We start from the raw sequence: 17,585 nt of genomic DNA on the forward strand, positions 1-17,585 counted from the left end.
GAGCAAGTTCAACTATTCATACAATTCATAGTGAATCTATCGCCAATATTTTGACACTTGTCGAGTAAGACCGTAATGATGAACTATCCGTGAGCGGGCGGGGTGTCGGATGTTCAGAGTCTTGTACACAGGAGATAGCCTTATTGCACCAGCATGTTGTGAATTGTTCAGTCGGTTCAACAACTAAAATGGAGCTATTTGATGTAATTAATATTTATGTCTTTAACCTAGTAAACATAGCGTCATAAATTCGTTGTATTTTTAATAAAAAGAGAGTGTATATAAAATTAAGAATGCATCAATAAAGTGAATAAAAATGATTAGTTAATACATTGTTATGTTTATATGTTACACCGAGCTGTAAATGTGAGCTAGGTTAGGAGTTAGCAAACTAAAGGGTTCAGACAAGTCAGAACAGCGTATTTAAAATTGTATTATTTCTTTAATTCGATAACGTATAAACAACCGATTGCATTTAGGGTGGTGAGGGAGTTTCATACAGCCCACTGCAAGTGGTCAATAAGGATAGCATCCATACATCCCCTGTAAATTAAGGTATGGAATGCAAATATAAGAATGAAATAAGGAGAATTAAAATGGCTGGTGTTTTAGGAATGATCCTTGCTGGTGGCGAAGGCTCGCGCTTGATGCCTTTAACGGAATCTCGTAGTAAACCTGCAGTGCCATTTGGTGGCAGTTATCGTTTAATCGATTTTGCTTTGAATAATTTTGTAAACGCGGATTTGATGCGTATCTACGTGCTTACACAATTTAAATCACAATCGTTGTATTTACATATGAAGAAAGGCTGGAACCTTTCGGGCATCACTGATCGGTTTATCGATTCAATCCCCGCACAGATGCGTGATGGCAAGCGCTGGTACGAAGGTACTGCGGATGCTATCTACCAGAACATTCGTTTTATTGAACTCTCTACCCCCGACCAAGTATGTATTTTTGGCTCTGATCATATCTATAAAATGGATATCCGCCAGATGCTCGATTTCCATAAACGTGTAGACGCAAAACTGACCGTTTCTGCGCTGAGAATGCCGCTGAAAGAAGCGTCTCAGTTTGGTGTGATTGAAGTTGATGAAGCCGGAAAAATGGTCGGTTTTGAAGAAAAACCTTGCAACCCTAAAGCGATCCCTGGGCACCCAGACCTTGCACTTGTTTCTATGGGTAACTACATATTCGATACAGATAAGCTCTGTGCAGAACTGCGTCGTGATGCTGAAGATAATCACTCCAGCCATGATTTTGGTAAAGATATTATTCCTAACCTTTTCCCAGAAGGAGAGGTTTATGTCTATGATTTTTCAACCAATAAAATCAAAGGCGAAAAAGACACAACTTACTGGCGTGATGTTGGTACGATTGAGGCCTACTGGGCAGCGCACATGGATCTATTAGAGCATGATGCCGATTTTTCGTTGTATAACCGTAGCTGGCCTCTCCACACTTATTATCCACCGTTACCACCTGCAACCTTTGTTGATTCACACGATCGTAAAGTACAGATCACCGACAGCTTGATCTCCGGCGGAAGCTACATTCAAGGTGCGAAGATTTATAAATCGGTACTAGGCTACCGCAGTAACATTGGAGCCAACACTTTAGTGAGTGAATCCGTGATCCTCGGTGATGTTAAAATTGGCGAAGGATGTACAATTAAGCGTACGATTATTGATAAAAATGTCGAAATAGCGCCAGGCACTATCATTGGTGAAGATTTAGAACTCGATAGACAACGTTTCCATGTTTCTGATGAGGGCATCGTTGTTATCGCAAAAGGAACAAAAGTTGGATTCTAGAATGGAAAAAATCGATGTTTGGTTTACCGTTTCAGAAGCTCAAGGTTTGATCAAAAGTGGTGGTTTGGCCGATGTGGCCAAAGCACTGCCTAAAGCACTGCAAGAGTTAGGTCATCAGGTAGCTATTGTGCTACCTGCTTATCGTTCTATATTGGGCATTTCAGATGCTCCTGTTGTGCTAGAAACTGAGCTTACCCATTGGCCTCATACTTCATATCTGGTCCGCCAGATGGAGCTAGATGGAGTGGCCGTGTACTTAATTGAATGTGAACAATATTTTGGCCGAGCACAAATGTATGGTGAAAATAACCAAGCGTACGCTGATAATGGTGAGCGTTTTGGTTTCTTTTCAGCGGCTAGCCTAGATGTTTTGCCTAAGCTCGGTAAAAAACCACAGATTATCCATGCAAATGATTGGCATACAGGGTTGGTTCCATTTTTGTTGAAAACGCGTTACCAGCATGACGCTTATTTTTCTGATATGAAAAGCGTATTGACCGTTCACAACGCGATTTTTAAAGGTATTTTTTCTTATCATCAATTAGAGATCATCCCAGAATTGAACTTATCTGGCATGGAATTTTTACGCTACGGACACGATCACGTCAGTATGCTAAGAGCAGGGATTGCCTTTGCTGACAAAATCAATGCTGTTAGCCCTAATTATGCTTCCGAGCTGCTAACACCGCTTGGCTCTCATGGGTTAGTAGATGATTTTGTTCACCGAGCTAGAGATTTACACGGCATCGTTAATGGGTGTGATTATAGCGAGTGGGATCCACAAAACGATGAATTTCTTCCTCTTGGCTACTGTGATGAAGCTGAATCACTTCAAGCGGGAAAACGGGCGAGTAAGCGTATGTTGCAAGAGGAGCTGCAATTACCTCAGCGTGACTTGCCTTTGTTTGGGATGGTTTGTCGACTCACCCACCAAAAAGGTTTCCACTATATTTTACCTATACTAGAGTCGTTCTTACGCAATGATGCTCAGCTCATTATTGTTGGCACAGGAGAGCCTGAAGTTGCTGTTCAGCTACATAAAATGGCGGCGAAGCATGCTGATAAATTTGTGTTTGTTGAAGCTTATAGCAATCGTTTTGCACATTTGGTTGAAGCCGGTTCTGATTTCTTCTTAATGCCTTCAGAATTTGAAGCTTGCGGTTTGAATCAGATCTACAGCATGGCTTATGGCACGCTGCCCATCGTTCGTGAAGTTGGTGGTTTAAAAGACACCGTGCGTGATTATGATAAGTTTCCTGAAGAAGCGACCGGCTTTGGTTTTCATGATCCTTCTCCAGAAGCACTGCTTATTGCAATGCAGCGAGCGATGCTGTTTTATCTTCAACATCCCGAAACTATGTTGGAGGTTCAGCAGAGGGCGATGCGACAAAATTTTAGCTGGCAGGATTCAGCGAAAGAGTACATCAAGATGTATCATCTCACGTTTCATGACTGATGTTTTTATAACAAGTAAGGCGCTTTGGCGCCTTACTTGTTTAGCCGAACGAGCCCGCATGATTTTTTGCTATTCAGCCCCCGTTTTGTGGTAGTCTTGCGTTTCTCAAATTGAAGCTGATTAACGGTTTTGTATGTCTCATAGCCTACTTTTCCATAAGACCTACCTGCATCCCACCAGTGATGAATGGGTTGTTTTTGTGCATGGTGCAGGTGGAAGTTCATCCATCTGGTTTAAGCAAATCAAAGCGTACCGTGAGCATTTCAACCTGTTATTAGTTGATTTACGAGGTCATGGCAAGTCAAACCAACTGTTTAAAGAGTTGATGGCAAATCGTTACACGTTTAAATCCGTCACTCTTGATATTCTCAAAGTGCTCGATCATTTGAAAATTCAGTCTGCTCATTTTGTTGGAATGTCACTCGGCACCATTATTGTGCGTAATCTTGCTGAAATGGCGACTGGGCGAGTTTGCTCTATGGTTTTGGGGGGAGCGATAACCCGTTTGAATGTGCGCTCTCAAGTGCTCGTAAAGTTGGGTAATTTGAGTAAACACATCATTCCTTACATGTGGCTTTATCGTCTGTTTGCTTACATTGTAATGCCACAACGTAACCAAAAAGAGTCACGCCATCTTTTTATTCGAGAAGCGAAGAAGCTGTGCCAAAAAGAGTTTAAACGCTGGTTTATGCTGACTTCCGAAGTCAATCCTCTGATGAAATGCTTCAAAGAGAAAGAGCTGCCCATTCCCACTCTTTATCTTATGGGAGAGAGAGACTATATGTTCATTCAACCCGTTAAAGACATGGTGGCAATGCATAGACAAAGTGTGTTATTGGAGATCCCAGATTGCGGCCACGTGTGTAATGTTGAACAATCTGAGATGTTTAACCACCACTCAATTGAGTTCATCCGCCAGCATCAGACTCGTTAGTCTGAATCTAAACAACCGCAGTACCAGCAGGCTGCAAACTGCGGCCCATTTTCCTCGTTGCACTGTCCACAAACCCAGTTAGGTTCTTCGTTTATCTCTTCTATCTGATAGGCCAATAATTGTGCTTGAGCCTCGGCGATTTGAGCTTCATCCAACAGCCATATATAAGGCAAGGTTTCTTCTGAAAAAGGGATCTCTCCACCTAAGCCGTATAAGTTATCGCCTCTCACTTCACAGCGAATATTGAATTGCTGTAAATACTGACAAACTATATATGCCTCTATCGGGTGGTTTGAAACACAAATTTTCATCATTATTCACTTCAGGCGGAAGTTGGGTTTTTGTTCAATCTGGCCATAATCCACTTGGTGAGAATAGGGAAAAGACCTAATAGAGCAAATGAAAGCAAAACCGAAGGAGATACAATACCGGATAAGCTTTCAATTTCAGCTAGTTGAGTACCAGCATTCAGATAAACGGCAGTGCCGGGCAGCATACCGAGTTGGCTAATCAGGTAAAAGCGAGCGGTTGATATGGGTGTTAGGCCCATTAATAAATTAATCAAGAAAAAAGGGAAAACCGGAATTAAGCGCAGTGAGAATAGATAAAATGCCCCATCTTTTGCAACGCCTTGATTAATCGTTTGCAGCTTTTGGCCAAATTTTGTTTGAATCCATTCACGCAGTAAGAAACGGCTACTCAAAAAGGCGATAGTTGCGCCTATGGTGCTGGCAAAGGAGACAAGCAGTAAGCTAGTCCAAAAACCAAACAGCGCAGCACCCAGTAACGTGACGACCGCCGCTCCTGGGATAGAGAAAGCCGTGAGCACAATATAGAGTGAGAAATAGATCAAAGCAGCGCTGATCACGTTTTGGCTAATGTATTCGTTTAATAGCATTTGCTGTGCTTTGGCATTAACTAACGTTAGATAGTGGCCAAAATTTACAATCAAAAAGACAATAAAGGCAAATAAAACCAAGCCTAAGAGAAGTTTTTTATTCATGGTATTCCTCAAAACGACATATTTTACTAGATATAGTGAAGAAGACAGAGGAAGTCGAATTTATATTTCAAAACGGGATTAAAAAAACGCCCGCATGGTGATGCGAGCGTATTTGATTATTTAATCGAGATATTTATTTACTCGGAAGTTAAAGGCTTTTAGCTAATTCATCGCGTCGAGATTGTGGGATAACCGACCAATGCTTGCCTTCAATAGCACCTTCAAGGGCCCATAGCAATTCAAGACTGATTGAAGAAGAATGGGTTTGCTGAATCGCTTTATAGGCTTCCAAAGCCCCCTTTGTATGTAAATCCGTTACAGATTCTATCCCTGCTTTCTTAAGCATACGTTCGGTGGCGAGTCGAAGGTTCGGGAGATCTTTTAGACGTTCTGGCTTCGTTTGGGCTTGAACTTCTCGTTCTTGTTTGGCGATTTCGAGTGCGACAGCAGCATCTCGTAAAATGAGCGAAGGGTTTTCCCAACAATTGTCAGGTAATGCGAAGTATTTTGTGACGACAGGGAACCCACGTTTTTTATAGATATAGGGCTCATAGCCTTGCTCTTTAAAGCGAGAGGTTGATAGATCGTCTGCGCGAATATGAAGTTTATCGTTTACGACCAAAGCAAACATGGTGTCATCGACAAAAATGCCGAAGCCGCCAAACATTGAACGAGACTTAACGCGTCCAAGTTGTTCGAAGAGTCGCATTGAATCTTTAAGTACTGGTTTATCCATGCTGTAAATTCTCGGTGTATGGGAAAAACGCCACCAAAATCAGGTCCGAGAGATTAGCAAACTTATGCAGAAAGAGTGTCAGTAAGGGGTAAACTTAACGTTTGCATATTTGCCATCGGCAACCCCGCTACCTACCGAATAGTCGGTTTAGGCCGGAGGCTTTGCGTCCCATCTTTTCAAATGGTTTGCCCTGTGCGTGACTTCTAATAGTAAGAATATATAAATTTTTGGATGAGCATCACGTTTATTTATTATTTGCGTGATGCTCATTCCAAATTTACTATTATTTAATACGGCGTTCTGTCTCGAATATAGGAAAATCCCTAAAATTGACATTTGTCGCTTGCTTTAAATAATGACACTATTTCGTTATGTTTTTTACTGTGTTGCGTTCAACAATCTCGGGATGCATCTCAAACACACGACGTTCATGCTCTTTGTCTTTAATGCGTTCCAATAGGATTTCAAAGGCGTTTTTCCCTACTCGTCGTTTTGGCTGGTGAACCGTGGTTAACGGTGGCGAGAAATATTCAGCAAGTTCAATATTGTCATAACCAATAACAGACATGTCATCAGGAATACGGATGCCTTTTTGTTGCAAGCGACTCATTAAGCCTAGAGCCATTGTATCGTTAAAGCAAAAAACAGCCGTTGGGCGCTTGTCCATGGCGGCGATCTTGTCGGCGGCGAGCAACGCAGTATCACACTCGAAGTTACCTTCCAAAATCCAATCTTCATGAACGGTTAGGCTTGCTTCGGCAAGAGCACGCTTAAACCCTTGAATACGCTCTTGGCACGCCGCTTTTTCGAAGTGCCCACTTAAGCAAGCAATGTCAGTATGGCCATGATCAATAAGGTATTTGGTGGCGAGATATCCGCCTTCCTCTGAGTTATCAATAATTTTATCGGCTTGAGAACTTTCAGGGCCCCAGTCCATGATAACTTTCGGAATGTCTGAATGACGATCAAGCATCTCAAGCAGTTCTTGGGTGAGGTCCGAGCACATGACCAACATACCATCGACACGTTTTTCCGCTAGCATGCGGATGTAGTCGCGTTGCTTCTCGTAAATACCGCCGGTATTGCACAAAATAAGTGTGTAGCCTTGGCGGTAGCAGTAACTTTCAACACCATCGATAACCTCAGAAAAAAATAAGTTTGTCGATTGGGTCACTAACATACCAATGGTACGGGTGGTGTTGCATTTTAAGCTGCGAGCGACTGCACTTGGTGCATAGTTAAGCTCTGATACCGCTTCCATCACTCGTTCTTGGGTTGCTTCAGCCACAAAGCGAGTTTTATTGATTACATGCGATACCGTGGTGGTTGATACGCCCGCTAAGCGTGCAACGTCTTTAATCGTAGCCATAAATTCTCTGTCCTGTCGATAACTGCTGAAAGTGATAGTCACGAAGAGCAATTCAGCGGTATTAGGCCTATCGGTGTTATATTGAAGCCTAAAAGTAGTAAAAACACAAAAACCGCCTCTAATCAGCGGTTGCATCTTAAATTCATTTTTTATCGTTTGCGGTCAAGATTCTAGTCCGCAAATGTCCATCAAGCAACGAAAAATCCACCGAATAAATCGGTCAACAGTCACAATTGACCGATTTAGTAATTGGTATTAACCAAGTTATCTTACTAGTTTGATAAATAGTCGCGGTCTAAGTGAAGAAACGCGACCAACAATTCGCTTGCGGCACCGTAAAAACCAAATTGATCAATTTGTTGGCAGCGAAGATGGAATTGTGGGATCCAAGAGAGCAAATGTTGTTCAATAAAATCACACTGCTGCGTAAAGGCTTGTTCAAGCTCATTGGAGCGAATGATCAAGTTACCTAAGAAATCCAGTTCAATCGCAATGTGGTCGGCGGGTTCGTTGAGTGTATCGTTGACTGCAATGTGATGGGCTGCCATCAAATCCGACATTGCTCTGGCTGGTTCGTCATTGAGCAACCCTGATTTTCCAATGTAAATTGAGGCATAGGGTAGCGCGGACTCCTTATTGGATTTTAAAAAAAGATCACAGAAATCGGCTGCGAGCTCAAGCTGTGCGTCTTCTTTGTCTTGCAATCGGTTCAGTGCATCAACTAATTTATCAATGGCAGGTTTAAGTGTCGCGTTTTCTGCTAATCCTGAAAGAAATGTGCGAATAGCGGGCGTATAGTATTGCTCTAATTCATGCTCCGAAAGTTCTTTCACAAATAAGCTCGAAAGCCACCAATAAATCTCGGCACGCTGTTCATTAAAAGCTTTGATGTCTTGCATGGTATTGGCTCTCCAAGGGGGGTGGGGTTGCGAAAATCGTTTTTAAAAAGTAATTGATCTAAGTGTAACTAATAAAAATGAATAGCAGTCGCTAAGAAAATGAAAAAATATGAGTGATTTTTTCATTAAGTTAATGGATGTCTGGAAGGTTGTTTTGAATCAATAAACTCTCATCTTTCTTAATTTTAAAAGTGATACGACTAGAATTATGACTATTTATGAATAGAATGGCTTTGTACAGAATCTCGAGCCGAGGTTTGAACATTTCTATAGAGTAAAGTGGTGTAAATGAGCTATCACGTATTAGTAGTTGAAGATGATGCAGTCACTCGCAGCAAGCTAGCTGGATACTTTCAAAGCGAAGGTTATATGGTAACGCAAGCGGAAAGCGGTACTCAGATGAGAGATGCTTTGAAAAACAGCGCGATAGATCTGATTATGCTAGACATTAATTTACCCGGTGAAGATGGTTTAATGTTAACGCGTGAGCTACGCAGCCAATCTGATATTGGCATCATATTAGTGACAGGGCGCACGGATAGCATTGATAAGATTGTTGGTCTTGAAATGGGGGCCGATGATTACGTAACGAAACCTTTTGAATTGCGCGAGTTGCTGGTGAGAGTGAAAAACTTGCTGTGGCGGATCTCGACCGCAAAAAACAAACTGAACGAAGAGAGCGGTGTATCTCACAATGCGAATTTAGTGCGCTTTAGCGAGTGGACCTTTGATATCCAGCGCCGAGCGCTGAGCCGTAATGGTGAGCCCGTAAAACTGACCAAAGCGGAATATGAGCTATTAGTTGCCTTGTCGTCATATCCGAATCAAGTCCTTAGCCGTGAACGTATTTTAAATATGATCAGCCATCGTGTGGATGCACCTAACGATCGAACGATTGATGTACTGATTCGACGCATGAGGTCGAAGATGGAGTTTGATCCCAAGAATCCGCAAATCTTTGTGACTGTGCACGGTGAAGGTTATATGTTCGCTGGTGATTAGCTGAGTGGTCGCGTGTGTAAAATTGGCGTTGGGCCGTGCCTTTTTATTCCCATGATTTTTTGTAGCCGCGATTATCAAGAAAAACGGAGCACATAAGTGGCTCCGTTTTGGGTTGAATACAATTGCTAATTGCTATTGATGTCCAATTCTGTATCGCCATGCCCGGAGGCCCAATCACGTAAGTCTTGCCACAGCAGCCCTAACGTTTCATACCAGTAACGCTCGGTTTGTTCTAAATAACGTGCTCGAGGAGCGTATTTTTCCCAAGGTTGCTCAATATTCGTTTGCGCTAAGAAATTGGTTGGCGCAGGTATTGGGTCAATACCTGCAGAATTAAACTCTTTTAACGCTCTTTCCATATGACTGGCTGACGTTACCAAAACCAGCCTACGCTGTTGAACAAAGGCGGCGGCTTGTCGTGCTTCTTCCCAAGTATCTTTAGCTGTTTCTAGCAAAATAATATCGGATTTATTCACTCCAAGCGCGAGTGCCACCACGGCTAGCATGCGCGCATGGCTAAATTCCGACCCGCCAGAGTAGCCTGATAAAATCAACTTTGAGCCGGGGTACATACGCATGACACGTATGCCTTCGTTTAAGCGTACCAACGCAGTGCGGCTGAGTTCCGAGGTCGGCGGGATTTGGTCATCCACTACGTGGCCGCTACCTAAAACCATCACATAATCGATGGTGCCATCAACGGGGAGAAAAGCCGAGTATTGTCTTTCCAAAGGCATTAACATGCGCGTTGCAAAGGGTTGGAAAGAGATAAGAAATATCCCCACTAAAGAGAATAGGACAAACATACAGCCAGTCTTACGTCTGACGGTGAACATTATGAGCATTAATCCGACAAAACCGAGGATTAGCATTGCCGGAAGAGGCATTAATAATGAGGAAATAACTTTTTTCAGCTCAAACATATACAAAATAGTCCGAAAAAACACCACTTGATAATAAAAAGGAACAAAGCCCCTTTATTCCTGCCATTCCTATGACAGAATAGCAGCACGATTCGCTATCATAACTCAAGCCACTGTGACTGAAGACCGGAATTTCGACGATATTGCCCACAAATTTGCAAAAAACATATACGGCTCTGACAAAGGTGAAATTCGTCAAGTCATTGTTTGGCAAGATCTTGAGCAACTGCTCGCTTTGTTGAGCAACCACCCAAAACCTTTGCAAGTGCTTGATGCTGGCGGCGGTTTGGCACAAATGTCACAAAAAATAGCCAAGCTTGGACACCAAATCACGCTGTGTGATTTATCCTCTGAAATGCTTCAACTTGCGGAACAAGAGATCCGCAAAAATGGTCTGCTTGAGCAGTATCGGTTGGTACATTCCCCCGTGCAATCCATCCAATCGCACCTTAGTGCGCCAGTGGATGTGTTGTTGTTTCACGCGGTGATGGAATGGTTAGCCGAGCCAAAACCCGCATTGCAGAATTTGTTAGAGCAAGTTAGGCCAGGTGGTATGGCATCAATCATGTTCTATAACCATCATGGCTTGGTGTACAAAAATGTTGTCTGTGGCAACATTCCCCATGTATTGGAAGGCATGCCGCATCGCAAGCGGTTTAAGCTCCAGCCTCAGCAAGGGCTAAAACCTGAAGAAGTGTATCAATGGATCGAAGAATCAGGATTTGAGATTTGTGGAAAATCGGGCATCCGATCATTCAGTGACTATATTGGGAATGTGAAAAATATGGGTGACTACCAATATGAAGATGTACTGGCACTCGAACAACAATTATGTAGGCAAGAGCCGTACCTCTCACTAGGTCGATACATTCATGTATGGGCGAAAAAGAAAATAGAGCAGGAATAACAATGAGTGAGATGACTCAGAACGCTGCACAGCAACCTATTGATGAATTGGTTAGTTGGGTAAAGCAGCATGATTTCTCATTGAACCTGACGACAGAACGACTGGCGTTCCTTATTGCTATCGCAGTATTGAGTAACGAAAGGTTTGATGAAGAATTAGGTGAAGGTGAGTTACACGATGCGTTTGCCATCGTAACTCGCTTATTTGAAGAAACCGGTGAAGCCTCCGCGTTTCGTGCCAATAATGCGATCAATGAGTTGGTAAAACAGCGCTTAATGAGCCGCTTCACCAGCGAGATGACTGATGGCGTTAGTATTTACCGTTTGTCACCGTTGGCTATTGGTATTACGGACTATTACGTCCGTCATAGAGAGTTTTCCAAGCTGAAGCTCTCAATTCAGCTTTCTATGGTTGCCGATGAAATGGCCAAGGCGATTGAAGCCGCGAATAAAGGCGGTACCCCAGGGCATTGGAAAAAGAACGTCTACGGCGTATTAAAATACTCGGTAGGGGAAATTTTTGATCGTATCGATTTAAACCAACGTGTGATGGATGAGCAGCAGCAATCGGTCAAACTGCAAATTGCTGAGCTGCTGAATAAAGATTGGCGTGAAGCGATCAACAACTGTGAATCGTTATTGTCTGAAACCTCTTCAACGCTGCGTGAACTGCAAGACACTTTACAAGCGGCGGGGGATGAGCTGCAAACGCAAATTTTGGATATCCAAGAATTGGTTTATGGCGAAGCTGAACTCGAATTTATTGAAGAAATCCTGTTTGGATTACAGATGAAACTTGATCGCATCACCAGTTGGGGACAACAGGCGATCGATCTCTGGATTGGCTACGACCGCCATGTCCATAAATTCATTCGTACTGCCATTGATATGGACCAAAACCGAGCGTTTAGCCAGCGCTTACGTCAATCACTCAGCGACTATTTTGACGCGCCTTGGTATCTCACTTATGCCGATGCTGAGCGTTTAACCGACCTTCGTGATGAAGCTCTCGTGTTAAGAGATGATGAGGTGATGGGGCAAGTGCCTCCAGAAGTGGAGTACGAAGAGTTCCAGCAAGTTAATGATGAGCTCTCCTTGCGTATCGGCAGTATGCTCAAAGGTCATAAAGATCAAGGGATGCCAATTGATTTAGGACGAGTACTGAGAGACTACCTCGCCACTCATCTCCATACACATCATTTTGATTTAGCCCGAATTATTGTTGATCAAGCGGTGAGGCTTGGCTACTCAGAGCAAGATTACCAAGCCATCCAACCTGACTGGCAAGCGATCAACGATTTTGGTGCAAAGGTACAAGCAAATGTCATCGACAGATATTAATGAATACATGCCAGAAAATCTGGCTAAAGCGATTTCAAATCCTTTATTTCCTGCGCTAGATAGCCAGCTTCGAGCTGGGCGTCATGTTTCTAGTGATGATTTGGATAATCACACCTTTTTATTGGATTTTGAGCCCGATTTAGCGCTGTTTTACCAACGCTATAACACCGAATTAGTCAAAGCGCCGGAAGGCTTTTTTTACCTGCGTCCTCGCTCTACTGCTTTAATCAATCGTAGCGTGCTGTCTGAGTTGGATATGCTGGTCGGCAAAGTGCTCTGTTTTCTTTATTTGAGTCCGGAACGCCTTGCGCACGAAGGCATCTTTACTAATCAAGAATTGTACGAAGAGCTACTGTCTCTGGCCGATGAAAAAAAACTGATGAAGCTCGTTACCAACCGAGCCAGCGGTTCAGACTTAGATAAAGAAAAGCTGTTTGAAAAAGTGCGTACCTCACTGCGTCGTTTACGTCGTTTGGGGATGATCATCCATTTAGGTGATACCAATAAATTCCGCATTAGCGAAGCCGTATTTCGTTTTGGTGCCGATGTGCGTATTGGTGACGACATGCGTGAAGCGCAACTGCGTTTGATCCGCGATGGTGAAGCGGTTGTCCACGCCCAAGAGCCGAATCAAGGCAGCTTGCTGGATAACGAAGACGAGATTGAAGAACAAAATGTTAACGAGCAAACAGAATGGGAAGGTGAAGCATGATTGAGAGAGGTAAATATCAATCGCTAACCATGATCAATTGGAACGGCTTTTTTGCTCGTACTTTTGATATTGATGGATTAGTTACCACCTTGTCAGGCGGTAACGGTGCGGGCAAATCGACCACCATGGCGGCATTTATCACCACCTTGATCCCAGATCAAAGTTTGCTCCATTTTAGAAACACCACCGAAGCGGGCAGCTCACAAGCGTCTCGCGATAAAGGCTTATACGGTAAACTGCAAGCGGGCGCATGTTACGCCGCGTTGGATGTAGTGAATTCACGCAAACAGCGTTTACTGTTTGGCGTTAAGCTACAACAGGTGGCGGGGCGCGATAAAAAAGTTGATATCAAACCGTTTGTGATTCAAGGCTTGCCAAGCCATGTCAAACCAACCGATGTGCTGATTGAAAACGTCTCAGACAACCACGCGCGCGTGCGTCAACTCAATGAAGTGAAAGAGATTGTCGCGAAAATTGAAGGGGCGCATTTTAAAGCATTTAGCTCCATTGTCGATTATCACGCGCAAATGTTTGAATTTGGCGTGGTGCCGAAAAAACTGCGTAACAGCAGTGACCGTTCAAAATTCTATCGCTTGATTGAGGCTTCTTTATACGGCGGTATTTCCAGTGCCATTACTCGCTCGTTGCGTGATTATCTGTTGCCACAAAATGGTGGTGTGAAGAAAGCATTCCAAGATATGGAATCGGCGTTACGTGAAAACCGCATGACATTAGAAGCGATCAAAACCACGCAAGCGGATCGCGATCTCTTCAAGCACCTGATTACCGAATCGACAAATTACGTGGCCGCGGATTACATGCGCCACGCCAACGATCGCCACAATAAGCTAGAGCAAACGCTCGCGTTGCGTAACGAGTTGTTCGGCTCTCGCCATACATTGATTGAGCAAAATCGATTACTCAATCAAGTTCAAGAAGAGCTTGAACTTCTGTTAGAGCAAGAATCTACCTTAGAGCAAGATCACCAAGCCGCTTCTGATCATTTGCAACTGGTGCAAAACGCACTGCGTCAGCAAGAGAAAATTGAACGCTATCAAGAGGATTTGCAAGAGCTCACTATTCGCCTTGAAGAGCAAATGATGGTGGTCGAAGAGGCGCAAGAGCGCGTCATGATGGCTGAAGAGCAAGCGATTATCTCTGAAGATGAGGTCGATAGCTTAAAGAGTCAACTGGCCGATTACCAACAAGCATTAGATGTTCAACAAACGCGAGCCTTGCAATATCAACAAGCCGTACAGGCGCTCGATAAAGCCAAACAGTTGCTAAATGATGATCAGTTAACACCAGAGCGTGCCCAAGCACAGGTTTCTGATCTCAAGCATCAGCAAGACGCTAATACGACCACGTTATTAGCGTTAAAGCATAAATTGGACATGTCTTCGGCCGCGGTCGAACAGTTTGAGCAGGCACTGAAATTGGTGCGCAGTGTGGTGGGTGAAGTGCCTCGTCACGATGCGGCTCAGCATGCAAAAGCCATCATGCAGCAAGCGCGTAACGCCCAGCAAATCAGCCAAAATGAAGCACAGTGGTATGCACAGCAGCGAGATCTGGAACGTCGCTTAAATCAGCAGCAAGTGGCGCGTCAGTCCGTGGTTGAATACCAAAAGCAACACCATATTGACTTGCACGATGAGCTAACACTAGAGCAAGAGCGCGAGCGCCACGCCGCTCTGATTGAATCGCTGGAATATGAACAAGAAGTGCTGCGTGAACAGCGCAGTGAGCAGCGCCGTACCGAACAAGATAAACAGGCTGAAATTCAACGACTGGAATCGATCGCTCCGACTTGGATTGCTGCCAATGATGCATTGCATACTTTACGTGAACAAAGTGGTGCAACATTAGAAAATAGCCAAGCTGTGATGGCGCAGATGCAGCAAGTGCTTGAGCAAGAAAAAGCACAATCAATCGCTAAAGATAAGCTGGCAGAACGTCGCGCGCAGCTTGAAAACGAAATCGAGCGCTTGGCGTCTCCTGGTGGTTCAAATGATCCTCGCTTGAAAGGATTAGCGGATAGCTTAGGTGGCGTTTTACTGTCTGAAATTTACGATGACATCACGATTGACGACGCACCTTATTTCAGTGCCATGTACGGCCCGGCTCGCCATGCGATTGTGGTTTCGGATTTATCTGGCATCAAAGAGAAGCTGGTCGAGCTTGATGACTGCCCAGAAGATCTGTACATCATTGAAGGTGATGTCGATGCCTTTGATGATAGCTCGTTCAATGCTGACGAATTGGAAGGAGCGGTATGTGTTCAGCTCAATAACCGCCAAATGCGTTATTCTCGTTTACCTGAGATCCCACTCTTTGGCCGAGCTGCGCGCGAACAACGTTTAGAGTTACTGCGTAACGAGCGCGAAGAAGTGGTGGAAGAGCACGCAAAAGCGGCGTTTGATTCACAAAAACTGCAACGTCTATACCACAGCTTTAACCAATTTGTTGCTTCACACATCCAAGTTGCTTTTGAAGCCGATCCAGAACAAGCGTTGCAAGCGGCACGTGAGCAACGCAATCAACTGGTCCGTGTATTGGCTGAATTGGATGCAAAAGAGCAGCAGCAGCGCAGCCAGTTACAGCTGAGCAAACACGCGTTAACGATGCTCGATAAGCTGGCTCCTAACATGTTGCTCATTGAAGATGAGGCATTGCAAGCACGTTTCGATGAAGCTGAGCTGAACATTAATCAACTGGCGGAAGCGAAAGCGTTTTTAAGCTCGCACGGTAAAGCCATCGCGGAGTTAGAACAGCTTGCTTCAGCGCTTGAGGTTGACCCGCAGCAATTTGATGCACTCACTGCACAATATCAGCAAGCGGATCAAGCTCTTCAGACATTGAAAGTGCAGATCTTTGCACTCTCAGACGTGATTGAACGCCGCCACTATTTTAGCTATTCCGATTCGGTTGCTTTGCTCAGTAAAAGCAGCGAGCTAAGTGAGCAGCTCAAAAACAAATTGGTCGAGGCAGAAAGCGCCCGTACCCGTACTCGTGATGAGCTCAAACAGGCTCAAAGCCAAATGAACCAATATAACCAAGTGTTAGCGGCCTTAAAAAGCTCGCATCAAGCTAAGTTGGAAACGGTTCAAGAGTTCAAGCAGGAGCTACAAGAGTTTGGTGTGCATGCCGATGAAGGTGCACAAGAGCGTGCTGAACGTCGTCGTGATGAATTGCAACAGCGTCTGCATGCCTCACGTACCCGTAAGAGCGAGTATGAACGTACACTAACCGCAACTGATCTTGAAATGAAAGCATTAGTTAAACGGTTGAAAAAGGTGCAAAAAGATTATCAAGATCTGCGCACATTTGTGGTGAATGCAAAAGCAGGGTGGTGCTCTGTATTACGTTTGGCGCGTGATCACGATGTTGAGCGCCGCTTGCATAAACGTGAGCTGGCGTATTTATCGGCCGATGAACTGCGTTCCATGTCGGATAAATCACTGGGCGCGCTGCGTTTAGCGGTCGCAAGTAATGACGACCTGCGTGATGCACTGCGTTTGTCGGAAGATAACGCACATCCAGAACGCAAAGTTTTGTTCTACATCGCCGTGTATCAACATCTGCGTGAGCGTATTCGCCAAGACATCATTCGCACCGATGATCCTGTTGAAGCGATTGAAGAGATGGAAGTGGAGCTTGCGCGCTTAACAGAAGAGCTGACTCAACGTGAAAACCGATTAGCGATCAGCTCTGAATCGGTGGCCAGCATCATCAAAAAGACCATTCAACGTGAGCAAAATCGCATTCGGATGCTTAACCAAGGTTTGTCTAACATTAACTTTGGTCAGGTGAAAGGCGTTCGCCTTAACGTGAAAGTACGCGAGAGCCATGAAATCCTACTCGCGGGATTATCTGAAAAGCAGAGTCAGCATAAAGATCTGTTTGAGAGCACTCGTTATACCTTCTCCGAAGCGATGGCGAAATTGTTCCAGCGTGTTAACCCGCATATCGATATGGGGCAACGTTCACCGCAAGTATTGGGTGAAGAGCTATTGGATTACCGCAACTACTTAGAGCTGAGTGTTGAAGTAAATCGCGGATCTGATGGCTGGTTGCAAGCGGAATCTGGCGCATTATCGACTGGTGAAGCGATTGGTACCGGGCAATCTATTTTATTGATGGTGATTCAAAGCTGGGAAGAGGAATCTCGTCGTCTACGCAGCAAAGACATCGTCCCATGTCGTTTACTGTTTTTAGATGAAGCGGCGCGTTTGGATGCCAAATCCATCTCAACCTTGTTTGAACTGTGCGAGCGTCTGGATATGCAACTTTTAATTGCTGCGCCAGAGAACATTAGCCCTGAGAAAGGCACGACTTATAAATTAGTGCGCAAAGTGTTTAAAGATCACGAACACGTTCATGTGGTCGGTCTACGGGGTTTTGGTCAAACTGAAAAACCAAAATCAGAAGCACAGCAGATGGCCGAAATGCTGTAAGCATCGCCTCCATCGCTAATAAAAAAGCCCAATACT

14 protein-coding genes and 1 riboswitch are annotated in these 17,585 nt (G+C 44.3%); of the genes, 8 read left to right on the forward strand and 6 right to left on the reverse strand.

Translation table 11 applies throughout. The features are described from left to right. The first annotated feature begins 596 nt into the window (after positions 1-596). The 3 genes from glgC (at position 597) to AACT42_RS04515 (ending at position 4,204) form a co-directional block, all read left to right on the forward strand. Positions 597-1,814 (forward strand): glucose-1-phosphate adenylyltransferase, encoded by a 1,218-nt coding sequence (gene glgC / locus AACT42_RS04505; RefSeq protein WP_094133865.1) that lies wholly within the window; start codon positions 597-599, stop codon positions 1,812-1,814. Position 1,815: 1 nt separating this feature from the next. Further along, complete coding sequence (gene glgA / locus AACT42_RS04510) at positions 1,816-3,270, forward strand: glycogen synthase GlgA (RefSeq protein ID WP_094133864.1); 1,455 nt, start codon at positions 1,816-1,818, stop codon at positions 3,268-3,270. 133 nt (positions 3,271-3,403) lie between these two features. Next, the gene (locus AACT42_RS04515) at positions 3,404-4,204 is read left to right on the forward strand and encodes an alpha/beta fold hydrolase (protein ID WP_017049877.1); all 801 of its coding nucleotides are present in this window, start codon (positions 3,404-3,406) and stop codon (positions 4,202-4,204) included. Here the strand turns inward: AACT42_RS04515 and AACT42_RS04520 are convergent. The 5 genes from AACT42_RS04520 to torD all read right to left on the reverse strand — a co-directional run bounded on the left by AACT42_RS04520 (position 4,201) and on the right by torD (position 8,211). Further along, on the reverse strand, positions 4,201-4,518 hold the full coding sequence (locus AACT42_RS04520) for a putative signal transducing protein (RefSeq protein WP_017043919.1): 318 nt from the start codon (positions 4,516-4,518) through the stop codon (positions 4,201-4,203). The genes AACT42_RS04515 and AACT42_RS04520 overlap by 4 nt on opposite strands. A gap of 8 nt (positions 4,519-4,526) precedes the next feature. Further along, positions 4,527-5,207, reverse strand: coding sequence for a TVP38/TMEM64 family protein (locus AACT42_RS04525; protein WP_094133863.1), 681 nt, complete (start codon positions 5,205-5,207; stop codon positions 4,527-4,529). 148 nt (positions 5,208-5,355) lie between these two features. After that, the gene (locus AACT42_RS04530; protein ID WP_013857073.1) at positions 5,356-5,943 is read right to left on the reverse strand and encodes a TfoX/Sxy family DNA transformation protein; all 588 of its coding nucleotides are present in this window, start codon (positions 5,941-5,943) and stop codon (positions 5,356-5,358) included. A gap of 114 nt (positions 5,944-6,057) precedes the next feature. Then, positions 6,058-6,143, reverse strand: a riboswitch (cyclic di-GMP riboswitch). Between the two features lie 161 nt (positions 6,144-6,304). Next, entirely contained in the window at positions 6,305-7,312 is a 1,008-nt protein-coding gene (gene purR, locus AACT42_RS04535) for an HTH-type transcriptional repressor PurR (protein ID WP_094133453.1), read from the reverse strand. 272 nt (positions 7,313-7,584) lie between these two features. After that, on the reverse strand, positions 7,585-8,211 hold the full coding sequence (torD, locus tag AACT42_RS04540; protein WP_094133454.1) for a molecular chaperone TorD: 627 nt from the start codon (positions 8,209-8,211) through the stop codon (positions 7,585-7,587). A gap of 288 nt (positions 8,212-8,499) precedes the next feature. Here torD and torR point away from each other — a divergent pair, with 288 nt between their 5' ends. Next, on the forward strand, positions 8,500-9,213 hold the full coding sequence (gene torR, locus AACT42_RS04545) for a two-component system response regulator TorR (RefSeq protein WP_094131946.1): 714 nt from the start codon (positions 8,500-8,502) through the stop codon (positions 9,211-9,213). Between the two features lie 125 nt (positions 9,214-9,338). On the opposite strand, the gene elyC is transcribed toward torR, so the two are convergent. Next, positions 9,339-10,163, reverse strand: a complete 825-nt coding sequence (elyC, locus tag AACT42_RS04550; RefSeq protein ID WP_013857069.1) for an envelope biogenesis factor ElyC — start codon at positions 10,161-10,163, stop codon at positions 9,339-9,341. A gap of 88 nt (positions 10,164-10,251) precedes the next feature. Here elyC and cmoM point away from each other — a divergent pair, with 88 nt between their 5' ends. The 4 genes from cmoM to mukB are packed head-to-tail and all read left to right on the forward strand — an operon-like array spanning position 10,252 to position 17,549. Continuing rightward, complete coding sequence (cmoM, locus tag AACT42_RS04555) at positions 10,252-11,043, forward strand: tRNA uridine 5-oxyacetic acid(34) methyltransferase CmoM (protein WP_017044660.1); 792 nt, start codon at positions 10,252-10,254, stop codon at positions 11,041-11,043. A 2-nt stretch (positions 11,044-11,045) separates the two neighbouring features. Beyond that, positions 11,046-12,383, forward strand: coding sequence for a chromosome partition protein MukF (gene mukF, locus AACT42_RS04560; RefSeq protein ID WP_088732267.1), 1,338 nt, complete (start codon positions 11,046-11,048; stop codon positions 12,381-12,383). After that, on the forward strand, positions 12,364-13,095 hold the full coding sequence (mukE, locus tag AACT42_RS04565; protein WP_017044662.1) for a chromosome partition protein MukE: 732 nt from the start codon (positions 12,364-12,366) through the stop codon (positions 13,093-13,095). The genes mukF and mukE overlap by 20 nt, the downstream gene beginning before the upstream one ends. Next, positions 13,092-17,549 (forward strand): chromosome partition protein MukB, encoded by a 4,458-nt coding sequence (gene mukB / locus AACT42_RS04570; RefSeq protein WP_094131945.1) that lies wholly within the window; start codon positions 13,092-13,094, stop codon positions 17,547-17,549. The genes mukE and mukB overlap by 4 nt, the downstream gene beginning before the upstream one ends. Positions 17,550-17,585 lie beyond the last annotated feature (36 nt).

Source organism: Vibrio sp. V15_P4S5T153, assembly GCF_963874485.1.
Lineage (GTDB): Bacteria > Pseudomonadota > Gammaproteobacteria > Enterobacterales > Vibrionaceae > Vibrio > Vibrio anguillarum.